Below are 21,462 nucleotides of genomic sequence, written 5' to 3'. Positions count from 1 at the left end.
CTTGCCTGGAAGCCCAACCACAGGTCATTCCCATGCAGGCATCTCAGGCAGTACCAACGCCCCGTTCCACGCCCTCTTCCGCAGACTGTTCCGCTTCCACGCAAGGCCCGCTGGCCGGTGTGCGCATCCTCGACATGGCGACGGTGGTGGCCGGCCCGTTTGCCGCGACCTTGTGCGCCGACATGGGCGCCGAAGTGGTCAAGCTGGAACTGCCCGACGGCAGCGATCCGCTGCGCACGCTGGCGCCGGTCAAGGACGGCAGCCCGCTCTACTGGAAGGTCACCAATCGCGGCAAGCGCGGTATTTCGCTCGATGTGCGCACGGCCCGCGGCCGCGAGATCTTCCTGCAACTGCTGCCGCGGTTCGATGTGCTGGTCGAGAACTTCCGCACCGGTACGCTGGACCGGTGGGGCCTGGACATCGGGACGCTGCGCGCGGCGAATCCGCGGCTGACCGTGCTGCGGCTGACCGGCTTTGGCCAGACCGGCCCCGCCGCCACGCGACCCGGTTTCGCGCGCATCTTCGAAGCCATGAGCGGTTTTACCAACCTGGCCGGCACGCCCGAAAGCGGCCCGCTGCACATGAACTATCCGGTTGGCGACATGATCGCCGGCCTGTTCGGCGCCTTCTCCATTGCCACCGCCGTGGCCGAGCAGCGCAGCGGACGCGACACCGCGGCGCGCGAAATCGACCTGGCCGCCACCGAGGCCGTGTTCCGCCTGCTCGACCCGCTCGCGGTCGAATACGAACAACTGGGCCAGTCCCGGCAGCGCGCGGGCAATCGCACGACCTATGCCGCGCCATCGAATATGTATCGCACCGCGGATGATGTGTGGGTCACGGTGGTGGCCTCTTCCGACGCCACCTTCGCGCGCCTGGCGCAAGCCATGGATCAGCCAGAACTGGCCGCCTGCGCCGACTACGCCGGCAACGTCGAAAGGGTGCGCAACATCGACAGGCTCGATGCCATCGTCGCCGGATGGTTCGCGCAACACGACCATGCCGCGGCCAGCGTGGCGCTGGAGCGGCACGGCGTGCCGTTCAGCAAGGTTTTCGGCATGGCAGACATCCTGGCCGATCCGCACTTGCGCGCCCGGAACGTGGTAACGCGGCTGCCCGACCCGGATTTCGGCTCGCTCCCCGCCCCGTGCGTCGTGCCGAGGTTCTCCGGACATATCTCGCCCGCGCCCCGCACCGGTCCGTCCGTGGGGGAACACAACGCGTCGATCTACGGCGAACTGGGTCTTGGCGCGGAAGAACAGGACGCGTTGCACCAGGCGGGGATTATCTGAACGCCCCCATATTGCATACAATTATGGAATACAATGACTCTTCTTGAACCATGCCCGGACAGGAAGAGACCATGACATCGCACCAAACCAGCCCGACCACCCAGCACGTTGCCGCACTGGAGCCAGTAGAGAGCTACCTGAAAGGCCATGCGACCGGCAAGGGCGAGTACATCCGCAAGGCGTTCCACGCCGATGCGCGCATCCAGTCGTTCCGTGAAGGTGTGTATTACAGCCTGAGCGTCGAGGAGTTTATCGCCGCCCGATTCCAGGGCGAGCCCGCCGCGGACGAGGCGCAGCGCAAGCGCTTCATCACGCAGTTCGATGTGACCGGCAACGCCGGCACGGCCAAGGTGGTGCTGCAGTATCCGGGCGTGACGTTCACCGACTATTTCACGCTGCTGGAGATCGATGGCGTATGGGGTATCGCCAACAAGACGTTCAGCGCAGCGACGCCGGCGTAAGCCACGTGACTGTCGCCAGGCGCGTGCCGGTGGCGCGCGCCTCGGGCCGCGCCAGACGGGCCTTGAGTTCGGCGCGTTCGCTGAAATGTGGCGCGGCCAGCCACGCGCCGAGTTCATCGCGCCAGTTCTCCCAGGCGTTTTCGTCGAACTCGAATTCCTCGTCGAGCCGCCCGCCGTCGCGCAAGTAGAAGCCCGCCACGCTGGTGCCGTTCCAATAGGCGACGGCCACGTCGGAGAAATCCGCGGTGGTTCCCGCTGGCATATCGCGCAGCAGCATTGCCAGGGTTGCCTTGAACGGTTTGAATTCGACGGTGGGCATGGCGGCCTCCGCTGCATGGTAGGACGATACCAACAGGGTGCTCCTGTTCTCCTGGCCCGTCAATTTACTGAGTGGCCTCGGCCACGCGCTGTCGATGTCGTGCATAACCGCTGCGCGATGATTCGCAATGGCCTGACGACGCCCGCTTGCTGTTGACACATTCCTCGTCAAGAATGGGGCAATGCCCCTCTTCCACCTGGAGTTGCCGACCATGCCCGAAGCCAGCATCACCGCACATCTTCCGACGATGGATATCGAACTCATGCGGCACAGGCTGCCCGAAGAGAATACCGATGTCATTTCCGTTCTGATCCGCGCTACGCCGTCGTTCGCCGCCATGGAGCACTGGCTGGCGCAGTCCCCGCCGCTGCCCTTCGAAGATGTCATGCAGTGGTGGGCCGACATGGTGCGCGCGACATGGCAGCCCTGGCTGGCGCTCAATCCCGCGCTGGCGCTGATGCTGCCGCCGCCGCAGCCGGACGCGCTGGTGGACGCTCCGTCGGACAAATAGCCGTCCCGCCACCGGGTCTTTGAGCTTGATCCGGCACTCGGGCTGACCTAGACTGAACTCCGGCGTTCTGCGCCGTGCACCTTCCGCGGCCGTCGCACAGCCAGCGTTCCGTCACCGGGCTGGCGTCCGGCCGCGCCCTGCCAGGAGACAAGCGATGCTGCAAACATCCATTTCCGAGCGGGCGCTGTCCCGCGGGTTGCTGGACGTGCTGATTCGCGCGGGGCTGATCGCCACGCTGGTGATCTTCTGCTTCGAGATCTTCCACCCGTTCTTCGACCTGGTGGTCTGGGCGCTGATCCTGGCCGTCACGATCTATCCGCTGCAGGTGCGGCTGCGCGGGCGCATGGGCCTCAGCGAGGGGCACATCGCCACGCTGATCATCGTGCTGTCGATCCTGATCATCCTGGTGCCGGCGTACCTGCTGGGTCTCGCCGTGTTCGAGTCCGTGGAGCGCGCGATCGAGGTCGTCAAGGGCGGAAACCTGCGTATCCCACCGCCGTCCGACGCGGTGTCCCAGTGGCCGCTGATAGGCCAGCAGCTTTACGGATTCTGGCAACAGGCCGCCAACGACCTGAGTGGCCTGCTGATGAAAGTCGCGCCGCAACTGAAGGAGTTCAGTGTCCTGATGCTGGGCAAGCTCGCGGGCGTCGGCACGGGGCTGCTTGTCTTCGTGTTTGCGTTGATCATCGCCGGCATCATCATGGCGTACGGCGAAATGGGCACGCGCAGCGCGCAGCGGATTGCGTCGCGCATTGTCGGGCCGGACCGTGGCCTGCGCATCGTGGAGTTGTGCACCGCGACCATCCGCGCCGTGGCGCAGGGCGTGGTGGGCATCGCCTTTATCCAGATGCTGCTGATCGGCGTCGCGTTCATCATGAAGGGCATTCCCGGCGCCGGCCTGCTCGCGCTGGCCGTGCTGCTGCTAGGCATCATGCAGCTGCCCGCGACGCTGATCACGATACCGGTCATTGTCTACGTCTTCGTCACGGAAGGCGCCAGCGTCACGACGATCGTCTTCGCCGTCTATGTGTTCGTGGCCGGTCTTGCCGACAACGTGCTCAAGCCGCTGCTGCTGGGGCGCGGCGTCGACGTGCCGATGCCGGTGGTGTTGATCGGCGCGCTCGGCGGCATGATCAGCGGCGGCATCATCGGGCTGTTCATCGGGCCGGTGATGCTGTCGGTCGGCTACCGCCTGTTCTGGCTGTGGGTCGACGAGCCTGCCGCGGCGCCGGTCGAAGCCGTGGAGCCCCAGCCGGCCGAGACGCTGTCGCCAGCGCCGCCGCGCGTGAGCTGAAGCCGGCCGCCGCCCGGCGGCCGCATCAGCGTTGTTCCCCGCCCTGGCGTGCCAGCAGGTCCGCCATGTCATCGGCGTGCTCTTCCTCCACGGCAAGGATCTCTTCCATCATGCGGCGCGAGGTCGGATCGCGATCGCCGAGGAACTTGACGATCTCGCGATAGCTGTCGATCGCAATGCGCTCGGCCACCAGGTCTTCGCGGATCATGTCGGTCAGCGTCTTGCCTTCGACATACTCGGCGTGGGAACGGCTGGTCAGCCCGTTGGGCGCGAAATCGGGCTCGCCGCCGAGCTGCACGATGCGCTCGGCAATCTGGTCGGCATGGCCCTGCTCTTCATTCGAGTGCGCGAGGAATTCATCGGCCACACTCTTCGAGTTCGGCCCCTTGGCCATGAAGTAGTGGCGCCGATAGCGCAGCACGCAGACCAGCTCGGTGGCCAGCGCGTCATTGAGCAGCTTCAGCACGGTGTCGCGATCCGCCGCATAGCCGGCCGTCACCGCGCCATCGTCGATATGCTTGCGCGCGCGCTCGCGCAGGGTCTTTACGTCTGTGAGGAAGGGTGTTGTTGTCGTCATCACGGGCTCCTGTACGGATGGCGCGCAGGGGGACGCGCAGTCCGGGGTGGGATGAATGGGAGTGTGACGCGAAAAACATGCCAAGCGGGCGACCCTGGTTCATCAACGTCGTAGCGGCCACGCGGCATCGCGGCGTGCAAAAAATGCACGCTACGCGACGGGAAGGGTGACGAGAAATTGCAAACCGTCGCGCGTGCCTTATGCCGCCACGCGCATCCGCTCGACTACGTTGGTGTAGAACTTCTCGCCCAGCGCCGTGAGGCACGGCCGCGGCCGTGTGATGCCGCGCTCTTCCCACTGGATCATGCCCTTGCTCGCGAGCTCTTCGAGTTCCAGCGTATTGGTCGCCTGGTATGGCGCGTTCCGCACAAGAATCAACGCCGAAACTTCGTGGTGAGTGAGCATCTTGTCTCCGATTCTGCATCCTGGCCTGCACCACTGGGGGTGTGCGGCCTGATCCTCGATCTTCTCGCTGCGTCGGCCGCTTTCGCGCACCGGCAACTGCGGCGGCGCATCGACACGCCCCGGGCCGTGTCGCCCAGACAGCGCCGTCCGGACAGGTTGCTATTCTGGTAAGGGAAGGCGCCTGCGCAAAGCAATGATTGGCGATGCCGCCATAACGAAAATTCAAGGCAAGACCGGGCGCCACGGACGAGTGCTGCGGACGACATGAGCCAGCTTGACCCGCTTTCCCTGCAACTCTTCATCCATGTGGTGGAACAGGGAACGATTGCCGCGGCGGCCGAGCGCGAACACATCTCGGCCGCTGCCGTCAGCAAGCGTCTCAGCGAGCTGGAAAGCCAGTTGCGGACCCAGTTGCTCGTGCGCACCAACAAGGGCGTGGAAGCGACGCCCGCCGGCCAGGCACTGCTGACGCTGGCGCGCAGTGCGTTGCATGAGCTCGATCAGGTGTGGGCGCAGATGCAGAGCTTTGCGGCCGGCGTGCGGGGCGTGGTCCGTATCTGCTCGAGCCTGTCGGCGATCCTGCAGTTCCTGGCGCAGCCGCTGCAATCGTTCTCAGCGCAATACCCGACTGTCCAGCTCGAGCTTGAAGAGAGGACCAGTTCGCAAGTCCCGAAAGCCATTGCGGAGAATGCGGCCGATATCGGCATCTATGTGCCGATCCTGCCCGTGCCGGGACTGCAGACCTTTCCTTTCCGCCGGGACCGCCTCGTCGTGATTACGCCGGGGGGACATGCCCTGTGCGATCGACCTCATGTCACGCTGCGCGACCTGCTCAAGCATGAGCTGGTCAGCATGCACACCGGCAGCGCCATCGATGTCGCCCTGTTGCGCGCCGCACAGGACCTGCACTGCCCCCTGAAACTGCGCATCCGCGTGACCAGCTTCGACGCCTTGTGCGTGATGGTCAGCGCCGGGCTTGGCATCGGCATCCTGCCGGAGGCGATCGCCGAACGTAACCGCGCGACCATGCCGCTTTGCATCGTGCCGATCGCCGATGCGCTGGCCATGCGCGAGTTCCTGCTGGCCGTGCGCAGCATGGATGCCCTACCCGTGGCCGCGCAGTTGCTGGTGCGGCACCTGCTGGAGTCGGGAGGCGGCACGGGTACTGACTGATCCCTTTCCCTCGCGCCATCGCAAGCCTGTTGTGCGCGAGCAATACCGGCGCGTCCTAAACCATCGGAATTCTCCTAAAACACTAGTCCGTTGATCTGAAATCAAGTTTGCTTGCAGCCCTCTCCCTAGGATCGGTCCGCCTTACCAAGACCACCCAACCAGGAGAATTCGATGCGAGCCATTCCATCCCAGATCGCCATTGCCGCGCTTGCGGCGTGCGCGTTGCTGAGTGCCTGCGGAGGCGGAGACGATAGCGGCAATAGCGGAGGCGCCACGCCTGCGCCGAGCACAACGCCAAGCCCGTCGCCCACCCCGTCGCCCACCCCTTCGCCAGCACCTTCCCCCGATCCTTTGCCTGCACCGCGCAAAGGCGAAGCATTACCGAGCCTTTCCGCCCCTCAGACCGGCTCCACGGCCGCGGTGGGCAATGGCAGTGAAGGCATCTGGTCCGAGTCCATGGGTGCAACATTCATCGACAATGCCGGTCGCTTTGTCCGTGGCGATCGGCTTGGTGCGATGAGCGGAGGCTTCCGGATCGCCGGGGCAACCTGGAATTTCACGCCGGATACGTTGGCCAATCTCGGCTCGATCGACTACGTCACCGGCTCAGGCACCATCACGCCGAAAAACAGGCTGGACGGCTTCTATCAGGCGACTGGATCGGACGCGCAAACGCCCATCCATCTCATCTACGATGCGGCAAACGCACTGGCCGTGGAACAAGCAAGCATTCAGGGAGACTGGAAACAGAATGACTTCGATATCTCGGTTGACGACCAGGGGAATGTCAATGGCACCTACACAAATGACACCAAAAATTGTGTGTTGACGGGTACCGCCGTGCTGGCGGAGCCTGGCTCGGCCAAGAACTTCTACCGTGTCAGCTTGACCGCGTCCCTTCCGACACAGCCCGCTGGCGCCATCTGTCCCATTGACGTTGGCGTCCCCCTCCAGGGCTATGCAGCGATCCGCTTCGTGCCTGCCGATGGCAGCAACCTCATCACCAGCAAAACGTTGTACAGCCGCTCTCTGACTATGGTCGCGACCACTAAGGACGGTGGCTACCTCAGAACCCAGATGCTCAAGAAGTAACTGTGCAGACACTGGGGGAGGCGCGCATTGCGCCTTCCCCCCGATTGGCAGCTCGCATCTTGCCGCAGGCCTTGATGCCCCCGCGCAGCAGCGCTCGGCGATAAGGCACTATCTCGCACCCCGTTTCAACACAGCCTTGCCGAGACTCCTCTCCATCGCGCCCGACCCCGCAGCCCTGACCAGCTTGCGGAACGTCGGACACTCCGCATGGCTCGGCGCCGGGCACTCCGCCGCGTGCCGCAGCCCGTGGCTCATTGCCCGCAGCCGCTTGATCAGCGCGTCGATCTCGTCGGCCTTGTCCCGCAGCAACTGCCGGTCGATGTGCGGCCGGCCATCGGGCGAGAACATCGAGCGGATCTCGTCCAGCGAGAGCCCCGCCGTCTGTCCAAGGGAAATCAACGCCAGCTGATCCACCACGCCATCGGCAAACCTGCGCCGCGCGCCTTGCGGACCCAGCGACACGATGAGCCCCTTCTTCTCGTAGTAGCGCAGTGTCGACGCCGGCACACCGGTGAGCTTTGCGACTTCGGATATATCCATGAGACGGCCCTTGACTTGAAGTTGACTTCAACTTCTATAGTGGCCACATCGTTTCCGCAAGTCAATCGCAAGGGGCTCTCATGACACGCCTGCCAGAAATCGCAACAATCATTGCCATCGGGATCGGCGCCACCGCTTTCATGGACGTCTGGCTGACGTTCCTCAAGCGCATAGGCGTGCCGACACTCAATTTCGCATTCATTGGCCGGTGGGTCGGGCACCTGTTTCACGGCACTTTCGCGCATGCATCCATCGGGCAGGCGCGGCCGATTCCCGGCGAACGCGCGCTGGGCTGGCTCACGCACTATGCGATCGGTATCGCTTTCGCGGGGCTGCTCATGGCAATCCGTGGGATGGACTGGGCGCAAAGCCCTACGGTGCTGCCGGCAGTGCTTGTCGGCATGGCCACCGTCGCGGCGCCGCTGTTCGTGATGCAGCCGGCAATGGGATCGGGCTTTGCAGCATCGCGGACGCCGACGCCACTCAGGAACTGCCTGCGCAGCTTCGCCAACCACACCGTCTTTGGCTTCGGCCTGTACCTTGCCGCGCTCGCCGTCGCCTGGGCGCAATGAGCGCAAGCCCGCCGAAGCCCACACAACGCCAACTGGAGTGATCCAATGAAGAAACTCGCCATCATCTATCACAGCGCCCACGGGCACACCAAACACATTGCTACTTGTGTGCAGGAAGGCGCAGCAGGCGTGGCCCACACCGAAGCCAGGCTACTCCCGGCCAGGGACCTCACCGAAGCTCCGGAGGAACTGCTCGGGTATGACGCCTATATCCTCGGCACGCCAACCTACCTCGGCGGTGTCTCCGGTCCCTTCAAGACCTTCATGGATGCCACCGGGGGCCTGTGGCGAACGCAGCAGCTCAAGGGCAAGCTCGCCGCCGGCTTCACCGTGTCGTCGCTGCCTGCCGGCGACAAGCAGTCGACGCTGATGTCGATCTTCGTGTTCTCCATGCAGCACGGGATGTTATGGGTCGGCAACCCCATCCTTCCCGAGCAGCACGCCGGCGTTCCCTATGACGAGGCCGCCAACCGGCTGGGATCTTGGTCCGGACTGATGGCCCAGTCCGCGCACTCGGCCGCGCCGGATGCGTTCGCTCCCGGCGATGTGAAGACCGCCCGGATGTTCGGCAGGAACTTCGCCGAGACGCTGCACCGCATCCTCTGAAGCTGCGCATGCTTCGTCATGAACAGGAGGAACTTCGATGATCCCGAGGAAATACAGCGCGCCGCTATTCAGCCTGGTGCTGTCCGGGCTGATGTCCCTGATCGTTGCCGGCATCTCGACGTATCGCGCTGTCGGCCTGGTGCCGGACTTTGCCGGCATGTGGGCCAGCGCATGGCTGACGGCATGGCCCGTTGCGTTCCCGGCCGTTTTGCTGCTCACGCCGGTTGCGCGCAAGGCTGTGCAAGCCCTTGTCGTGAAGGAGTAGCAATGCAACGGCTGTTACCAGCCGTGCCCACCTTTCACTTGCCTTTCCACCGCGGCGGCCGCTTGCCCACGAAGGCTTCCACCCCTTCGCGGAAGTCTTCGCTGCCATAGCACTCCCGCACCAGGTCATCCGTATCCGCCACCGCCTCCACAGTCTGGCGCCGCAATGATTCCTTCACGACCCGCTGCGTGACCGGCGCCAGTGCTGCGAGCCGGTCGCACAGGTCCCTGGCCGCGCCGTCCAGCGCTTCAGGCGCATATACGCCCTCCAGAAACCCGCACGCCAGCGCCGCATCGGCATCGAGTATCTGCGCGAGCAGCAGCATGCGGCGCACGGGCTGCAGCCCCCATGCCGCACGCAGCTTGGCGAGATTTTGCGCGGACAACGTATTGCCGAGCGTCTTCGCAATCGGCACGCCGAAGCGCGCTTTGGGCGTCGCCACGCGGAAGTCGCATGCGGTGGCAATTGCCAGTCCGCCGCCGACTGCCCAGCCTTCGATAACTGCCACGGTCGGCATCGGCAATCGCTCGACCAGCCCGATGCCTGCGTCGATGCGCGCTTCGTAGCCCACCCCATCGTCACCGCCGGAGAACTGCTGGAACTGGGCGATATCCGTGCCCGCGACAAAGGCTTCGCCGCCCGCGCCGCGCATGACCACCACGCGCGCGCCAGCGTTGCCCTCGGCGGACAGCGCGCGGCAGTGCGCGGCGAGTTGCTCGTACATGGCCCACGTCATCGCGTTGCGTGCTGCCGGGCGATCGAAGGTCAGCGTTGCAACCTGCCCTTGCATCGCGAGCGTGACCCGCCCCTCATCTGACTGGGCGGTACTCATGCGCCGAACGCGCCGGCCGCCGCCAGCGACTGCTGTTGATCGCGCGAAATGCCAAGCTCGGCCAGGATTTCCTCCGTATGCTGGCCCAGCAGCGGCGGCGGGCGCCGTACCTGTTGCGGCGTGCCGCCCATCTTCACGGCGAAGCCGATATTCGGCACCTTGCCCTCGATCGGATGATCGATCTCGATGCGCATCTGGCGGTGCCGGCCATGCTCGCTGTCGAAGGCCTGCGGATAGGTCAGGATCGGCCCCGCCGGGATGCCGACCTCAAGCAGGTGTTCGATCCAGTAGTCGCTACCCTGCGCGGCGAAGCTCTCTTCCAGCGCCGCGATCAGTGCCTTGCGGTTGTTCAGCCGCAGCGCCACGGTGGCAAAGCGCTCATCGGCCAGCAAATCCGGACGGTCGATGGTCTTGCACAGCAGCTGCCACAGCTTCTGGTTGGTCGCGCCCATGACGAAGTAGCCGTCGGCGGACTTCATCGCCTGGTACGGCGCACTCATGCGGTTGGCCGTGCCCAGCGGCTCGGGCTCGCGGCCGGTGCCCCAGTATTCGCAAGTGTCCCAGATCGAGAACGCCAGCGCGGAATCGAACAGCGACGCATCGACATACTGCCCCTTGCCCGTTGCCTTGGCCCCGATATACGCGGACAGCATGCCGTAGGTCGCGAACAGCGCGCAGCCGATGTCGGCCACCGGCACGCCCGCCTTGACCGGCGCGCCGCCCGGATAGCCGGTCACGCTCATCACGCCCGACATGGCCTGCGCCATCAGGTCGAAGCCCGGCCGGCTGGCCCACGGGCCGCTCTGGCCGAAGCCGGAGATGCTGCAGTAGACCAGTTTCGGATTGATCTGGCTGAGCGTCTCGTAGTCGATGCCGAGGCGCTTCATCACGCCCGGGCGATAGTTCTCGACCAGGATATCGGCCGTCTGCGCCAGGCGATACAGCACCTCGCGGCCCGACTCGGTCTTGAGATCGAGCGTGACGCTGCGCTTGTTGCGGTTCATGTTGAGGAAGCCCATGCTGTCCGGCCCCTTCATCTTGAACCCCATCGATCCGCGCGTCTGGTCGCCACCCTCGGGCGGTTCGATCTTGATCACGTCGGCGCCAAGGTCGGCCAGCAGCATGCAGGCATAAGGGCCGGCCATGACCTGGCTGACGTCGAGCACGCGCACGCCGGCCAGCGGCAATGGGCGCGCGGACGCCTGGTCGCGAGGTTCGCTGAAATCTGTCATCGGGTACTTCCTGGAGAGATAGTTGGAGCGGCGTGCGAGGTTTCGGCGCCGCGCGGCCATCAGGCCTCTGCCTTGACGCCGGCGTCCTTCACGACCCTGGCCCACTTGGTGGACTCGGACGCGATGAAGGCGGCGAATTGCTGGCTGGTTCCGCCGGAATCCTCGGCACCAAAGCTCTTGAGGCGTTCGACCACATCGGGCATGGCCAATGCGCGGTTGACGTCCTCGTTCATGCGCTGCACCAGCGCCGGCGCCATGCCCTTCGGGCCCACCAGGCCGTACCACGAGGCTGCATCCAGCCCGGGAAAGCCGGACTCCGCCAGCGTCGGCACATTGGGGTGGCTGGCCGCGCGCTTCAGGCGGGTCTGCGCAATCGCGATCACCTTGCCCTGCTGGATAAACGGCGTGGCGGCGGTCATCGTGTCGAAGGCATAGTCGATCTGGCCGCCGAGCAGGTCCGCCACCAGCGGGCCCGAGCCCTTGTACGGCACATGCACCACATCGAGCTTCGCCTGCATCCGGAACATCTCCAGCGCCAGATGCTGCGCCGAGCCGATGCCCGAGGAGCCGAATGAAATCTTGCCCGGGTTCTTGCGGCACAGCGCCACAATGTCCGCCACCGTGCGCACCTTCTGCTCCGGACGGCAGGTCAGCATATTGGGCGTGACGCCGACCATCGAGATCGGCGAGAAATCGGTGCGCGGGTCGTACTTGACGTCGAGCAGCGCCGGGGCAATGGCATGGCTGTTGACGTGGGCCATCAGCAGCGTGGTGCCGTCAGGCGGCTGCTTGGCCACATAGGCGGCGGCAATCGCGCCGGTGGCGCCCGGCTTGTTTTCGACCAGCACACTGGTGTTCCACATGACCCCGAGCTTCTGCCCGATCACGCGCGCCAGCACGTCCGTGCCGCCGCCCGGCGCAAAGCCGACCACGATCCGTACCGGACCATGCACCTCGACTGCGGCCCGAGCAAGGCCGGGCACCGCCAATCCGGCCGCAGCCGCGAGAATGAATTGCCTGCGCTGCATTGCGTGTCTCCGTCCTGTGTCTGGTCGTTATGGAGCCCATGATGCGCAATGCGCCCGCCGCGGGCTATCGCTATTTGGACGATCCAGGTTTCGCGTTTTGCGCAAGCACCGCCAGCACGCCCCGCGCGGCCGACGACAGCGCGCCTTCGGGCCGGTGGCACAGCACGAACTGCCGCGCCGCCCAAGGCCCGGCGATGGGCAGCCGCAGGAACCGGCTGCCGGCAGCCACCTCGGCCGCGATCGCTTCCGGCATCACGCCACCGCCGAGGTTCTGGGCGACCAGCGCGGCGATGCTATCGAAGCCCCCTACGCGCATGCGCATCCGCAGCACGCGGCCGGCCTCCTCCGCCAGCCGCTCCAGCCCGATCGAGATCGCCGAACTCTCGCCGAGCACGATCAGGTCGCAGTCCAGCACATCGTCCGTCGTGACTTGCTTGCGCCGCGCCAGCGCATGGCCGCGCGCCACCACCAGCACGAGCCGGTCGGCGCGGTACGGCTCGGTCGGCATGTCGATCACGCCGAGGCTGCTTTCGTAGATGCCGATATCCACCGTGCCACGGCGCAGGCATTGCTGGACCTCCTGGCTGTTCATCTCCTGCAGGTCGATGCGGACACCGGGGCAGGCGGCGGCGCAGCGCTGGATATCGAACGGCAGGAACTGGATCACGGCCGACTTCGGCGCCGCCACCCGCACCACGCCGAGATCGCCGCCGATGAACGAAGACGCATCGTCCTGCATCCGCTGGACCGTGTGCGTGATGCCGCGGGCGTGGGCCAGCAGCGCGCGGCCGGCTTCGGTCAGGGCCATGCCGTGCGGCAGGCGTTCGAAGAGCGAGACGCCGAGCTGGGATTCCAGTTCGAGGATGCGGCGCGACGCGGCGGCGGCGGCCAGGTGCAAGCGCTCCGCGCCGCGCGTGATGCTGCCCTGGTCGGCCACGGCGATAAAAAGCTGGATGGTGGTGAGGTCGAAATGGAGGCGGGGGTTGCGCGAGTAGGCGGAGGACGTCAAGGTGATCTGCGCGCGGTGGGGCGCCGTTACAGGGGCGAGCTATGGATGAAGGTTAGTAAAGCCACCATGCATCCTGCGAAAGATTGCGTTGGCCGCCGATTATCGGCTTGCGCCCCGGCTCCGGCAATTGCGGATTTCCCGCGGCCCATGCGCATGTCTGGGCGGCATGGAACGGGGCCAGTACAACAGCCGCCGCTGCCTTGCTTTTGTTCCTCGGCGAATTGCAGGGACGTCGTGCTTGGCAGACGCGGCTGTTTCACCAGGCTCTCTGGCAATGATCGGGTTGCCGTGCTTGGCAAGCGCCGCTGTTTCGCCGGCGTAGCCGGCGACCTACTTTCTTGTCCGAGCGACAAGAAAGTAGGCAAAGAAACGCGTCGCTTACCCTAACGGGCGAATATTGATCGTAGTGTGCGAGAAATTTCGTACGGGTATTCGCTTCAGAGTCTGCCCCGCTGCCTGCCGCGTGGAGCGCGTCCGCATGCAGGCTCTCCGGCAATGATTGAACCAGCCCCGAAACTGTCCGTGGCCCGACACTGCCACCGTTATCGCATCATCGCCTTCGGCTGCTGCGCGGCTCAGTAGTCGGCAAGCGGGACGATATCAACAGCGCAGATGCTGGTGCTTCCGTTTCCTTCCTTGCCTTCCCTTCCCTTCCCTCGGTTTCACTGAATGCGCGCAGCGCAGCCGTCCCGGCTACGCCGGCGAAACAGCAGCGCCTGCCAAGAACTACATCCCCGCAATTCAGCGACGAACTCTATTGCTTCGAGTAGTCGCCCCGAATCGTCGCCACATAGCGCTGCACCGCCACAACCACCGCATGGACCATGCGAGCCTGGTTCCCCGGATCACTGACATAACCCTCGTCAGTCGGGTCCACGATGACCCCCGCCTCCAGCAGCACGGCCGGCATGACGGTTTGCCGCAAGACAACCAGATCATCGAAGCGATAAATGCCGATATCCGGCGCCAGCAGTTCCCGCGATTCCCCGGCGATGGGCTCCGCATGGTGCAGCGTCGGCGCCCGGCCCAGCTTGCGCATCTCCTCGCCCAGCATCTGCGCAAACGCATAGCTCTCGGCGAAGCGTGGATTGCGTTGCGACACGAAGATCGAATAGCCGGCGATGGGCCGCGTAGTCCGATACGCGTCGAGATCGCCCGCCTTGATTTTTTCGAGGTACTGCAACTGCGCCGAGTCGTGGTGGATCGCCAGGAACAGGGCCGCCTGCCGCGCATTCGCGTACTGCGCCCGCCCTTCGAGCGATACGTTCTCGGTCGGGCCACGGGTCAAGGCGACATCGAAGCCCGCCAGCGAAAGCGCCTGTACCAGCCGCGCTGCCAGCCGGTCGTTGTATTGCACCTCATGGACACCGCGTACGCCCAGCGCGCCGCCCAGCGACGGCGTGTGGCCGGGATCAATGACGATGCGGACCGGGCGCGGGCCAGCCGGCGACTGCGACGCGCAGGCGACCGCAGAAAGACCAGCCACCAGCCCCGCCACCACCGCGCGGCGGCCACGAGAGATCGCCCGCGTCATCGGATCAGTTCCAGGACTTCTTGCTGATCATGTCGTTACGGCAGGTGCCTGCCTTGCACTCGCGCACGCGGTCGCGCAAGTACTCGGCGCGGTCGCGGTTGACGCGATAGTTGCAGTCAACATCGATGGCGCCGCTCGCTTCGCAGGACGCGTTGCGGTACTTGATCCATTCCAGCTGGGTATCCTTCAACTGCTGCTTCACGCTATCGCCGACCAGGCCGCGCAGGTCGTTGTAGCTGGTATTCAGTTCCTTGTCGGATTCGAGGAACAGTTTGGCGAAGCAATACGTCTTGTCGTAGCTGGTGCGGTACTTGTCGCATTCATTGGCGGCGTGGGCGGCAACGGGGGCCAGCAGGGCGAGGGCCAGGGCGGAGAGGATGGCTTTCATGGGTTCCGGATAGGGCAGGGAAAAATCGACTGCCGGCGGCCAAGCCGCCGACATGCATCGCGAAGCACAGCGCAGCAGTGTATCTGTGGAAACCGACGCCCGCATTTCTTTTCTCGGACAAAGAGGCGCGCTTCGCCGGGGGCTTCGGTGCAAGGCGCGGGGGCACAGATGAAAGATTTACCCGCCAGAGCTCATCTGATTCTCGAAATTACTTGACCATCACAATGCTTCCAGCCGCGCTGAGGGAGCTAAGCCCCAAATGCCGCCTGTAGAAGCCATGGAGAGCCCGCGCTGGCAATCCAGGCACAAGTAGTGCTTCCTACCTGTCGGCTGACGGAGGGCAGCATGCCCGCCGCGTAAGGGTCCGGCGCTAACCCGTAGACAGGAGATCCACATGGAAGAATTCGGAGACACCCGGCGCCGCGCCATCCTGGAAGAGCCACCATCGGCGTCGTCACTTGGCAGCGCAGTATCGTGGGGGGCGATTCTCGCGGGCGCGGTCGCTGCTGCGGCGTTTTCCCTCATCCTCCTCATGCTCGGATCCGGGCTTGGCCTGTCGGCAATCTCGCCCTGGGCGCCCCGGGGGGAAAGCGCCGCACGATTCGGCATCGCGGCTGTTGTCTGGATTTGCGTGACGCAGATCCTGGCTTCCGGACTTGGTGGCTACCTGGCCGGCCGGTTGAGAAAACGCTGGGTCACGGTCCATGCGGACGAGACCTTTTTCCGGGATACCGCGCACGGCTTTCTGAGTTGGGCAGCGGCAACGCTCGTGACGGCGATCCTGATCGCGTCTGCCGCGTCGGGGCTTTTTCACACCACGGCGCAAGCGGCGTCGGCCGGTGCAGCGGGTAGCGGACTGGGCACCATGAAGGACCGTGGGAATGCGTCCGCCGCGGTCGATACATGGCCGATGGGCTATCTCGTCGATGGCCTGTTTCGCGAGCCAGACGCTGCGGCGGCTACCCCCAATGCCAGCCCCGAAGGAAGGGCTGCAGACCGGGAAGAAGTCGTACGCATATTCCTGAACAGTCTGGCATCGGGCGGCCCGTTGTCGTCCACGGACACTCGCTATGCCGCGCGGCTGGTTGCCAGGCGAACAGGGTCCTCACCGGACGCCGCGCAGACCCGTGTCACGACCACCTATTCGCAGCTTCAGCAAAGACTGGCGGACGCCAAAGCCGCCGCAAAGGCTGCAGCCGACAAAGCGAGAAAAGCCGGTATCTACGCATCACTCTGGCTTTTCGTTTCGCTGCTGATGGGCGCGTTCGCGGCAAGCCTTTTGGCCACGATCGGCGGCCGGCAACGCGACCTTTGAATTCCATCTATCCAACGGGAGACAATCATGCGTTCCATCCTCCTCTTCCTGCTTGGCGTACCCATTCCTCTCATCATCCTGATCGCGCTGTTCTCGCATTAGCCAGAAGTTCAAGGCGCCTTGAACCCTTCGAATGAGGATCCCTTGCGTCGAGCAAGGGTATCCGCGATGGGCAAGAACCGACCTGAATGGCCCACAACGAAGGTGGCGCCCGCGGACGCTCCTACGCTGCGGGAGCTGACCTCGCTCATCACCGCGGTTGTGGTCATCTGCGCCCTGGATCTTGGCCGTGATGTGTTGATGCCCGTTACGCTCGCGGTGCTGCTCAGTTTTCTTGTCGCGCCGCTGGTGGACATTCTGGCGCGGCTCAGATTTGGACAAGTCCCTTCGGTTGTCATTGCGGTGTTGCTGGCGCTGGCAGTCATGGGCGGAATCGGGACACTGATCGGCGCGCAGGTCGCGCAGCTCGCCGCCGACCTGCCGCGTTACCAGGCTACGATCGAGAAAAGAGTCCAGTTCGTCCAGCAGGCCACGGTCGGGCGGCTTGACGATCTCCTGGCGAGTGCATCAAACCTCATCAAACGGCCGGTTCACGCTCCGCATATTGCTGGCGGCGCGGGCGTCCCAAGTGCGACCGTCTCAGGCCGCAAACAGGAAGAGCGGGCACCGATGCCCGTCGCTGTCCAGGAACCCCCGGCATCACCGCTCGCCCTGATGAGGGAATATCTTTCGCCCATCGTCGGCCCGCTCCAGACTACAGGCATCGTGCTGGTGGTGGCGATCTTCATTCTCCTGCAGCGCGAAGACTTGCGCGACCGGCTGATCCGACTGTTCGGGTCTCGTGACCTGCATCGCGCCACGACGGCCATGAACGAGGCCGCCCACCGCTTGAGCCGCTACTTCCTGACGCAGCTCGGGGTGAACGTCGGCGTGGGCATCGTCATTTCGGCTGGCCTGGCAACCATCGGGGTGCCGGGTGCCATCCTGGTCGGCGTGATCACGGCGCTGCTTCGGTTCGTTCCGTATGTCGGCACGTGGATCGGGGCGCTGCTCGCGCTCGTGCTGGCGGCCACGGGCCCTGACTGGACCATGCTGCTCTGGACGATTGGCCTTTTCGGCGCTGTGGATCTCCTCACCGCGCAGGTCATCGAGCCTCTGCTATACGGCCGCAGCACGGGGCTTTCTCCCGTCGCGGTAGTGGTTGCCGCCATCTTCTGGAGCTGGATCTGGGGACCGGTGGGGTTGATCCTTTCGACGCCGCTCACGCTGTGCCTGGTCATCCTTGGACGGCATGTCGACAAGCTGGAGTTTCTTGAAGTCCTGCTGGGGGACCGACCGCCGCTATCGCCGCCGACCAACTTCTACCAGCGCATCCTTGCGGATGATCCGGACGAGGCGTTGCGACAGGCCGAAACCCTGCTGAAGGACATGACCCTTGCCGAGTACTACGACACGGTCATGCTCGAGGGATTGAAGCTCGCGCACAACGACATGATGCGGGGCGTTATCCAGCCCGAACAGCTTGACCGCATCCGCGAAGCGCTGCTCGATATCATCGACGGCCTCGAAGATATCGATGAGCCGGTCAGGGACGCACCAGTATCCGGCGGTGATGACGGACCGGTCCCAGGCCTTCCACCTGCCCGCGAAGCAGCCGGAATCGCCGCCGTGGCGGCCGCGTCCGGCGCGCCGGTTGTCGGCCCTGTGCTCTGCGTTGCCGGTCGCGGGGGACTCGATGAACTGGTCGCCGCGGCCACCGTACAACTCCTGTCCAGGGCAGGTATTCAGGCAGAGGCCGCCAGTTATGAACAGTTCTCCCGCACGCGATTTTCCCCGGACAATCTGCCGGCGATGGGGACAATCTGCATCACGTCGCTCGATGCGGGACAGTCGAACGTCTATCTCCGTGTCCTGCTGCGCCGGCTTCAGCAGCGAGCGCCTGCCGCGAGGCTGATTCTTGGGTTCGTGTCAGAGATGTCGCGGGACACCCAGGAGCATCGCGGCACGACAGCATTTGCCGCGTCGTCCTTCAGCCAGGTGATAGCCCTGGTCCGTTCGGAGCGCGCGGCGGAAGCCGCCGGGGAAGCCGGGAGTGCGGCTGGCGCCGACTTGCCCCACCCTGCCGTGACGCAAGGGGTGATAACGGCGCCGCAATCCAGCTGACGCCTTTTCCATTGCGTTGCCGCTACGCCACCATTGCGCGCGGCGCGCGGTCGATGCGCAAGACATGTCTTTCGCAAGGCGTTCTACGCTCAATCGATCAGCTTGCCCTGCGCATCGAAGAACGGATGCTCGGCGCCATACTCGCCGATTGCGGCGGCGTGCGTGACCAGGCCGTGCTGCGGATGCCACCAGTGCAACAGGTAGCCGGGCGGCTCCATGCGGAAGCGCGACGGTGCCCGCGGGTCCAGGTCCAGCGCCACCTGGTGCGCGGGACCGGGCGCGGTGATCGCGATGGTGCCGGCGAAGCGTCGCGTGATATGGCGATGCAGGTGGCCGCACAGTACGCGCTCGACCTGCGGGTGCTGCCGCACGACGGCCTCGAGCGCCGCCGCATTGTCCAGCCCCTGTTCATCCATATGCCCGATGCCCGTGTGGAACGGCGGATGGTGCAGCAGCAACAGCGTCGGCGTGGCCGGCGCTGCGGCGAGCGCGGCCTGGAGCCATGGTAGCGCGGCAGGATCCACACGCCCGCCCGGCTTTCCGGGCACCGTGCAGTCGAAACCCACGAGGCGCAGCGGCCCCGCGTCGACGGCATAGTGGACGGGCGCCTCGCCGTCGCCGTTCTCGAACAGGTAGCGGTGATCGGCAAAGACGGCGCGCAGCTGGCTACGGCTGTCGTGATTGCCGGGTAGCAGCCGGTACGGCATCGGCAGGCGCTGCAAACTATCGCGCAGGAAACGGTACTCGGCCTCGGCGCCGAAGTCGACGAGGTCGCCCGTGATGATGACGAGGTCCGGGCGTTGCGGCAGGGCCAGCAGCGTGTCGATCCAGCGGTTCAGCGCGCCGGCGGTATCGACCATCCGGTAGGACAGCTTGCCGCCGGCCTTGATGTGCAGGTCGGTGACATGCGCGACGAGATATGACGTGTTCATGCTGCCTCGGCCTCCGCCAGGGTGATCATGTGCGCGGTGTCGATGCGCAGCCCGATGCGCTCGCCGGCCGGCCAGCGGTCGCGCCGCGTGGTGTCGACGATCAGCGGCGCGCCGGCGCCGACGTCCACCAGCAGCCGCGTGCAGTTGCCGAGAAACAGCGCGGTAACGACGGCACCCTGCACGTGCGCATTGTCGGCAGGTGCGAGCGCCACGTCTTCGGGCCGGAACATGAGTTCGGCGCGGGGGCCGGCCACGGTCGCGCCGTTGCGCGGCACCACGCCGCCCGGCACGCGCCACGCGCCGCCGTGCTCGGCCGTGGCGGGAAGGCGGTTCATCGTGCCGATGAAGTCGGCGACAAACGCATTGGCCGGCGCACGGTAGATTTCCTGCGGCGTGCCGGCCTGCGCGATACGGCCGCGGTCCATCACGACGATGCGGTCGCCAAGCGCCATCGCCTCGGCCTGGTCATGCGTCACGTAGACGGCCGTGATGCGAAGGCTGCGCAACAGCTGGTTGATGTCGGCGCGCAACGCGTCGCGCAGTTTGGCGTCGAGCGCGGTCAGCGGCTCGTCCAGCAGCAGCACGCGCGGCTGCACGGCAATGGCGCGTGCCAGCGCCACGCGCTGGCGCTGGCCGCCCGAAAGCTGGTCGACGCGGCGGTCGGCGAACGGCCCGAGATGCATCATGCCGAGCATGTCGTCGATGCGCCGGCGTTGGGTGGCGGCGTCCACGCGGCGCACGCGCAGGCCGTAGCCGATGTTCTCGGCAACCGTCATGTTGGGAAACAGCGCATAGTTCTGGAACACCATGCCGACGCCGCGTTGCTCGATCGGCAGCGCCGTCACATTGGTGTCGCCGAACCAGACTTCGCCGCCGGCGTCCGGCGACTCCAGCCCCGCGATGATGCGCAGCGTGGTGGTCTTGCCGCAGCCCGAGGGACCGAGCAGCACCAGCGTCTCGGCCGCGCCGATGTCCAGGTCCAGCGGCTGCAGCGCCAGTGCGCCGTCGGCGAAGGTCTTGCCGCAGCGGCACAGGCGGATGGTCGTGGATTCATGCATGGCGGGTCTCGGTGGAAGTGGCGGGCGCGGCGGTCATGGCCGGCACCTTGGCGCGCACGTGCTTGCGGGCGCGCGCGCCCATGGCGGCCAGCGCCTGCATCAGCACCAGCAGTGGAATGATCATCACGAAGAAGACGATGGTGTAGGCCGAGCCGATCTCGAGCCGCATCGACGCATAGCTGTCGGCCAGTCCCACGGGCAGCGTCTGCGTGGTCGGCGTATGCAGCATCCAGGTCAGGTTGAACTCGCCGACCGACAGCGTGACCACCATCAGCGCGCCGGCCAGGATCCCCTGGCGGCAATTCGGCAGGATCACCGTGAAAAAGCGCTGCATGCGGCCGGCGCCAAGGCTGGCGGCGGCGTCCTCGAGCGTGCGGATGTCGATGGCCGACAGAATCGCCAGCACGGCGCGCACCATGAACGGCAGCGTGAACAACACGTGGCCGATCAGGATGAACACCCAGCTCGTGCGCAGCGCCTGCCACTGGCCGTAGAGCAGGATCAGGCCGAGCGCGGTGGCCAGGCCCGGGATCGCCACGGGCAGCATCAGCAGCTCCTCGATCAGGCGCGTGACGCGGTTGCGGCGCAGCGCCATGTAGTACGCGGCGGGTACGCCGAGCACCAGCGTGCAGGCGAGGCACGCGAGCGCGATGCCGAGCGACAGGAAGATCGTGTTGCGGTACAGCGACCAGACCTCTTCGAGCCAGCGCGTGGTGAGGCCGCTGGCAAGGCCGACGAAGATATTGTTGGTGAGGCCGGCCAGCACGGAGAGCACGACCGGCACGATCATGAACAGGCAGACCGCCAGCGTCAGCGCGAGCTGCAGCCAGTAGCGAAGGCCGGGGCGAACGTTAGACATGATCG

Annotated in this window: 24 protein-coding genes; 11 read left to right on the top strand and 13 right to left on the bottom strand. The window is 65.5% G+C overall.

Features of this window, described 5'->3' with window-relative positions; genetic code table 11:
* Positions 1-32 precede the first annotated feature (32 nt).
* Positions 33-1,292: a CaiB/BaiF CoA transferase family protein gene (locus AC3FKH_RS03730; protein ID WP_488673045.1), complete on the top strand. Its 1,260-nt coding sequence runs from the start codon at positions 33-35 to the stop codon at positions 1,290-1,292.
* Between the two features lie 71 nt (positions 1,293-1,363).
* Positions 1,364-1,753, top strand: a complete 390-nt coding sequence (locus tag AC3FKH_RS03725) for a nuclear transport factor 2 family protein (protein ID WP_488673043.1) — start codon at positions 1,364-1,366, stop codon at positions 1,751-1,753.
* On the opposite strand, the gene AC3FKH_RS03720 is transcribed toward AC3FKH_RS03725, so the two are convergent.
* Positions 1,731-2,072, bottom strand: a complete 342-nt coding sequence (locus AC3FKH_RS03720) for a hypothetical protein (protein ID WP_488673041.1) — start codon at positions 2,070-2,072, stop codon at positions 1,731-1,733. The genes AC3FKH_RS03725 and AC3FKH_RS03720 overlap by 23 nt on opposite strands.
* Before the next feature lie 211 nt (positions 2,073-2,283).
* Between AC3FKH_RS03720 and AC3FKH_RS03715 the strand changes: the two genes are divergently transcribed.
* Together AC3FKH_RS03715 and AC3FKH_RS03710 are read left to right on the top strand one after the other, a co-directional pair.
* The gene (locus AC3FKH_RS03715; protein ID WP_488673039.1) at positions 2,284-2,583 is read left to right on the top strand and encodes a hypothetical protein; all 300 of its coding nucleotides are present in this window, start codon (positions 2,284-2,286) and stop codon (positions 2,581-2,583) included.
* 154 nt (positions 2,584-2,737) lie between these two features.
* Positions 2,738-3,877, top strand: coding sequence for an AI-2E family transporter (locus AC3FKH_RS03710; protein WP_488673037.1), 1,140 nt, complete (start codon positions 2,738-2,740; stop codon positions 3,875-3,877).
* A 25-nt stretch (positions 3,878-3,902) separates the two neighbouring features.
* On the opposite strand, the gene AC3FKH_RS03705 is transcribed toward AC3FKH_RS03710, so the two are convergent.
* Both AC3FKH_RS03705 and AC3FKH_RS03700 read right to left on the bottom strand, forming a co-directional pair.
* Positions 3,903-4,454 carry a ferritin-like domain-containing protein gene (locus AC3FKH_RS03705; RefSeq protein WP_483709340.1) on the bottom strand — a complete coding sequence of 184 codons (552 nt, stop codon included), beginning with the start codon at positions 4,452-4,454 and terminating at the stop codon, positions 3,903-3,905.
* 198 nt (positions 4,455-4,652) lie between these two features.
* Positions 4,653-4,859 carry a hypothetical protein gene (locus AC3FKH_RS03700; RefSeq protein ID WP_488673036.1) on the bottom strand — a complete coding sequence of 69 codons (207 nt, stop codon included), beginning with the start codon at positions 4,857-4,859 and terminating at the stop codon, positions 4,653-4,655.
* A 264-nt stretch (positions 4,860-5,123) separates the two neighbouring features.
* On the opposite strand from AC3FKH_RS03700, the gene AC3FKH_RS03695 reads away from it, so the two are divergent.
* Both AC3FKH_RS03695 and AC3FKH_RS03690 read left to right on the top strand, forming a co-directional pair.
* A complete protein-coding gene (locus AC3FKH_RS03695; RefSeq protein ID WP_488673035.1) occupies positions 5,124-6,032 on the top strand; it encodes a LysR family transcriptional regulator in 909 nt (302 codons plus the stop codon).
* A 171-nt stretch (positions 6,033-6,203) separates the two neighbouring features.
* A complete protein-coding gene (locus AC3FKH_RS03690) occupies positions 6,204-7,124 on the top strand; it encodes a hypothetical protein (RefSeq protein WP_488673034.1) in 921 nt (306 codons plus the stop codon).
* A 108-nt stretch (positions 7,125-7,232) separates the two neighbouring features.
* Here AC3FKH_RS03690 and AC3FKH_RS03685 read toward each other — a convergent pair whose 3' ends face one another.
* Complete coding sequence (locus AC3FKH_RS03685; protein WP_488673033.1) at positions 7,233-7,664, bottom strand: helix-turn-helix domain-containing protein; 432 nt, start codon at positions 7,662-7,664, stop codon at positions 7,233-7,235.
* Between the two features lie 80 nt (positions 7,665-7,744).
* Here AC3FKH_RS03685 and AC3FKH_RS03680 point away from each other — a divergent pair, with 80 nt between their 5' ends.
* The 3 genes from AC3FKH_RS03680 to AC3FKH_RS03670 are packed head-to-tail and all read left to right on the top strand — an operon-like array spanning position 7,745 to position 9,107.
* Positions 7,745-8,236: a DUF2938 domain-containing protein gene (locus AC3FKH_RS03680; protein WP_488673032.1), complete on the top strand. Its 492-nt coding sequence runs from the start codon at positions 7,745-7,747 to the stop codon at positions 8,234-8,236.
* Positions 8,237-8,281: 45 nt separating this feature from the next.
* Positions 8,282-8,842, top strand: a complete 561-nt coding sequence (locus tag AC3FKH_RS03675) for a flavodoxin family protein (RefSeq protein ID WP_488673031.1) — start codon at positions 8,282-8,284, stop codon at positions 8,840-8,842.
* Positions 8,843-8,879: 37 nt separating this feature from the next.
* Positions 8,880-9,107 carry a DUF2798 domain-containing protein gene (locus tag AC3FKH_RS03670; protein WP_488673029.1) on the top strand — a complete coding sequence of 76 codons (228 nt, stop codon included), beginning with the start codon at positions 8,880-8,882 and terminating at the stop codon, positions 9,105-9,107.
* A 34-nt stretch (positions 9,108-9,141) separates the two neighbouring features.
* Here the strand turns inward: AC3FKH_RS03670 and AC3FKH_RS03665 are convergent, their stop codons facing one another.
* The 6 genes from AC3FKH_RS03665 to AC3FKH_RS03640 all read right to left on the bottom strand — a co-directional run bounded on the left by AC3FKH_RS03665 (position 9,142) and on the right by AC3FKH_RS03640 (position 15,130).
* The gene (locus AC3FKH_RS03665) at positions 9,142-9,939 is read right to left on the bottom strand and encodes an enoyl-CoA hydratase/isomerase family protein (protein WP_488673027.1); all 798 of its coding nucleotides are present in this window, start codon (positions 9,937-9,939) and stop codon (positions 9,142-9,144) included.
* Positions 9,936-11,171 carry a CaiB/BaiF CoA transferase family protein gene (locus AC3FKH_RS03660; RefSeq protein ID WP_488673025.1) on the bottom strand — a complete coding sequence of 412 codons (1,236 nt, stop codon included), beginning with the start codon at positions 11,169-11,171 and terminating at the stop codon, positions 9,936-9,938. Before AC3FKH_RS03660 ends, AC3FKH_RS03665 begins: the two co-directional genes overlap by 4 nt.
* Before the next feature lie 59 nt (positions 11,172-11,230).
* Positions 11,231-12,199: a Bug family tripartite tricarboxylate transporter substrate binding protein gene (locus AC3FKH_RS03655; RefSeq protein WP_488673023.1), complete on the bottom strand. Its 969-nt coding sequence runs from the start codon at positions 12,197-12,199 to the stop codon at positions 11,231-11,233.
* Between the two features lie 70 nt (positions 12,200-12,269).
* Positions 12,270-13,208: a LysR family transcriptional regulator gene (locus AC3FKH_RS03650; protein WP_488673021.1), complete on the bottom strand. Its 939-nt coding sequence runs from the start codon at positions 13,206-13,208 to the stop codon at positions 12,270-12,272.
* A 754-nt stretch (positions 13,209-13,962) separates the two neighbouring features.
* Complete coding sequence (locus AC3FKH_RS03645; RefSeq protein ID WP_488673019.1) at positions 13,963-14,742, bottom strand: N-acetylmuramoyl-L-alanine amidase; 780 nt, start codon at positions 14,740-14,742, stop codon at positions 13,963-13,965.
* 4 nt (positions 14,743-14,746) lie between these two features.
* Positions 14,747-15,130, bottom strand: a complete 384-nt coding sequence (locus tag AC3FKH_RS03640) for a lysozyme inhibitor LprI family protein (protein ID WP_483730393.1) — start codon at positions 15,128-15,130, stop codon at positions 14,747-14,749.
* A gap of 394 nt (positions 15,131-15,524) precedes the next feature.
* On the opposite strand from AC3FKH_RS03640, the gene AC3FKH_RS03635 reads away from it, so the two are divergent.
* Both AC3FKH_RS03635 and AC3FKH_RS03630 read left to right on the top strand, forming a co-directional pair.
* Positions 15,525-16,445 (top strand): hypothetical protein, encoded by a 921-nt coding sequence (locus AC3FKH_RS03635; RefSeq protein WP_488673017.1) that lies wholly within the window; start codon positions 15,525-15,527, stop codon positions 16,443-16,445.
* Positions 16,446-16,613: 168 nt separating this feature from the next.
* Positions 16,614-18,608, top strand: coding sequence for an AI-2E family transporter (locus AC3FKH_RS03630; RefSeq protein ID WP_488673015.1), 1,995 nt, complete (start codon positions 16,614-16,616; stop codon positions 18,606-18,608).
* An 89-nt stretch (positions 18,609-18,697) separates the two neighbouring features.
* Here AC3FKH_RS03630 and AC3FKH_RS03625 read toward each other — a convergent pair whose 3' ends face one another.
* Genes AC3FKH_RS03625 through AC3FKH_RS03615 form a run of 3 tightly spaced genes read right to left on the bottom strand, consistent with a single transcriptional unit; the run spans position 18,698 to position 21,457 of the window.
* A complete protein-coding gene (locus AC3FKH_RS03625) occupies positions 18,698-19,540 on the bottom strand; it encodes a phosphodiesterase (RefSeq protein ID WP_488673013.1) in 843 nt (280 codons plus the stop codon).
* The gene (locus AC3FKH_RS03620) at positions 19,537-20,598 is read right to left on the bottom strand and encodes an ABC transporter ATP-binding protein (protein ID WP_488673011.1); all 1,062 of its coding nucleotides are present in this window, start codon (positions 20,596-20,598) and stop codon (positions 19,537-19,539) included. The genes AC3FKH_RS03625 and AC3FKH_RS03620 overlap by 4 nt, the downstream gene beginning before the upstream one ends.
* Positions 20,591-21,457: an ABC transporter permease gene (locus tag AC3FKH_RS03615; RefSeq protein ID WP_488673009.1), complete on the bottom strand. Its 867-nt coding sequence runs from the start codon at positions 21,455-21,457 to the stop codon at positions 20,591-20,593. Before AC3FKH_RS03615 ends, AC3FKH_RS03620 begins: the two co-directional genes overlap by 8 nt.
* Between the last annotated feature and the right edge of the window lie 5 nt (positions 21,458-21,462).

This window comes from Cupriavidus sp. 21MJTG02-4, assembly GCF_057798975.1.
This window is presented reverse-complemented; position numbering and strand designations above follow the sequence as displayed.

Coding starts and splice junctions, on each gene's coding strand:
- AC3FKH_RS03730 (WP_488673045.1), top strand. CDS start 33: ATGCAGGCATCTCAGGCAGTACCAACGCCCCGTTCCACGCCCTCTTCC.
- AC3FKH_RS03725 (WP_488673043.1), top strand. CDS start 1,364: ATGACATCGCACCAAACCAGCCCGACCACCCAGCACGTTGCCGCACTG.
- AC3FKH_RS03720 (WP_488673041.1), bottom strand. CDS start 2,072: ATGCCCACCGTCGAATTCAAACCGTTCAAGGCAACCCTGGCAATGCTG.
- AC3FKH_RS03715 (WP_488673039.1), top strand. CDS start 2,284: ATGCCCGAAGCCAGCATCACCGCACATCTTCCGACGATGGATATCGAA.
- AC3FKH_RS03710 (WP_488673037.1), top strand. CDS start 2,738: ATGCTGCAAACATCCATTTCCGAGCGGGCGCTGTCCCGCGGGTTGCTG.
- AC3FKH_RS03705 (WP_483709340.1), bottom strand. CDS start 4,454: ATGACGACAACAACACCCTTCCTCACAGACGTAAAGACCCTGCGCGAG.
- AC3FKH_RS03700 (WP_488673036.1), bottom strand. CDS start 4,859: ATGCTCACTCACCACGAAGTTTCGGCGTTGATTCTTGTGCGGAACGCG.
- AC3FKH_RS03695 (WP_488673035.1), top strand. CDS start 5,124: ATGAGCCAGCTTGACCCGCTTTCCCTGCAACTCTTCATCCATGTGGTG.
- AC3FKH_RS03690 (WP_488673034.1), top strand. CDS start 6,204: ATGCGAGCCATTCCATCCCAGATCGCCATTGCCGCGCTTGCGGCGTGC.
- AC3FKH_RS03685 (WP_488673033.1), bottom strand. CDS start 7,664: ATGGATATATCCGAAGTCGCAAAGCTCACCGGTGTGCCGGCGTCGACA.
- AC3FKH_RS03680 (WP_488673032.1), top strand. CDS start 7,745: ATGACACGCCTGCCAGAAATCGCAACAATCATTGCCATCGGGATCGGC.
- AC3FKH_RS03675 (WP_488673031.1), top strand. CDS start 8,282: ATGAAGAAACTCGCCATCATCTATCACAGCGCCCACGGGCACACCAAA.
- AC3FKH_RS03670 (WP_488673029.1), top strand. CDS start 8,880: ATGATCCCGAGGAAATACAGCGCGCCGCTATTCAGCCTGGTGCTGTCC.
- AC3FKH_RS03665 (WP_488673027.1), bottom strand. CDS start 9,939: ATGAGTACCGCCCAGTCAGATGAGGGGCGGGTCACGCTCGCGATGCAA.
- AC3FKH_RS03660 (WP_488673025.1), bottom strand. CDS start 11,171: ATGACAGATTTCAGCGAACCTCGCGACCAGGCGTCCGCGCGCCCATTG.
- AC3FKH_RS03655 (WP_488673023.1), bottom strand. CDS start 12,199: ATGCAGCGCAGGCAATTCATTCTCGCGGCTGCGGCCGGATTGGCGGTG.
- AC3FKH_RS03645 (WP_488673019.1), bottom strand. CDS start 14,742: ATGACGCGGGCGATCTCTCGTGGCCGCCGCGCGGTGGTGGCGGGGCTG.
- AC3FKH_RS03640 (WP_483730393.1), bottom strand. CDS start 15,130: ATGAAAGCCATCCTCTCCGCCCTGGCCCTCGCCCTGCTGGCCCCCGTT.
- AC3FKH_RS03635 (WP_488673017.1), top strand. CDS start 15,525: ATGGAAGAATTCGGAGACACCCGGCGCCGCGCCATCCTGGAAGAGCCA.
- AC3FKH_RS03630 (WP_488673015.1), top strand. CDS start 16,614: ATGGGCAAGAACCGACCTGAATGGCCCACAACGAAGGTGGCGCCCGCG.
- AC3FKH_RS03625 (WP_488673013.1), bottom strand. CDS start 19,540: ATGAACACGTCATATCTCGTCGCGCATGTCACCGACCTGCACATCAAG.
- AC3FKH_RS03620 (WP_488673011.1), bottom strand. CDS start 20,598: ATGCATGAATCCACGACCATCCGCCTGTGCCGCTGCGGCAAGACCTTC.
- AC3FKH_RS03615 (WP_488673009.1), bottom strand. CDS start 21,457: ATGTCTAACGTTCGCCCCGGCCTTCGCTACTGGCTGCAGCTCGCGCTG.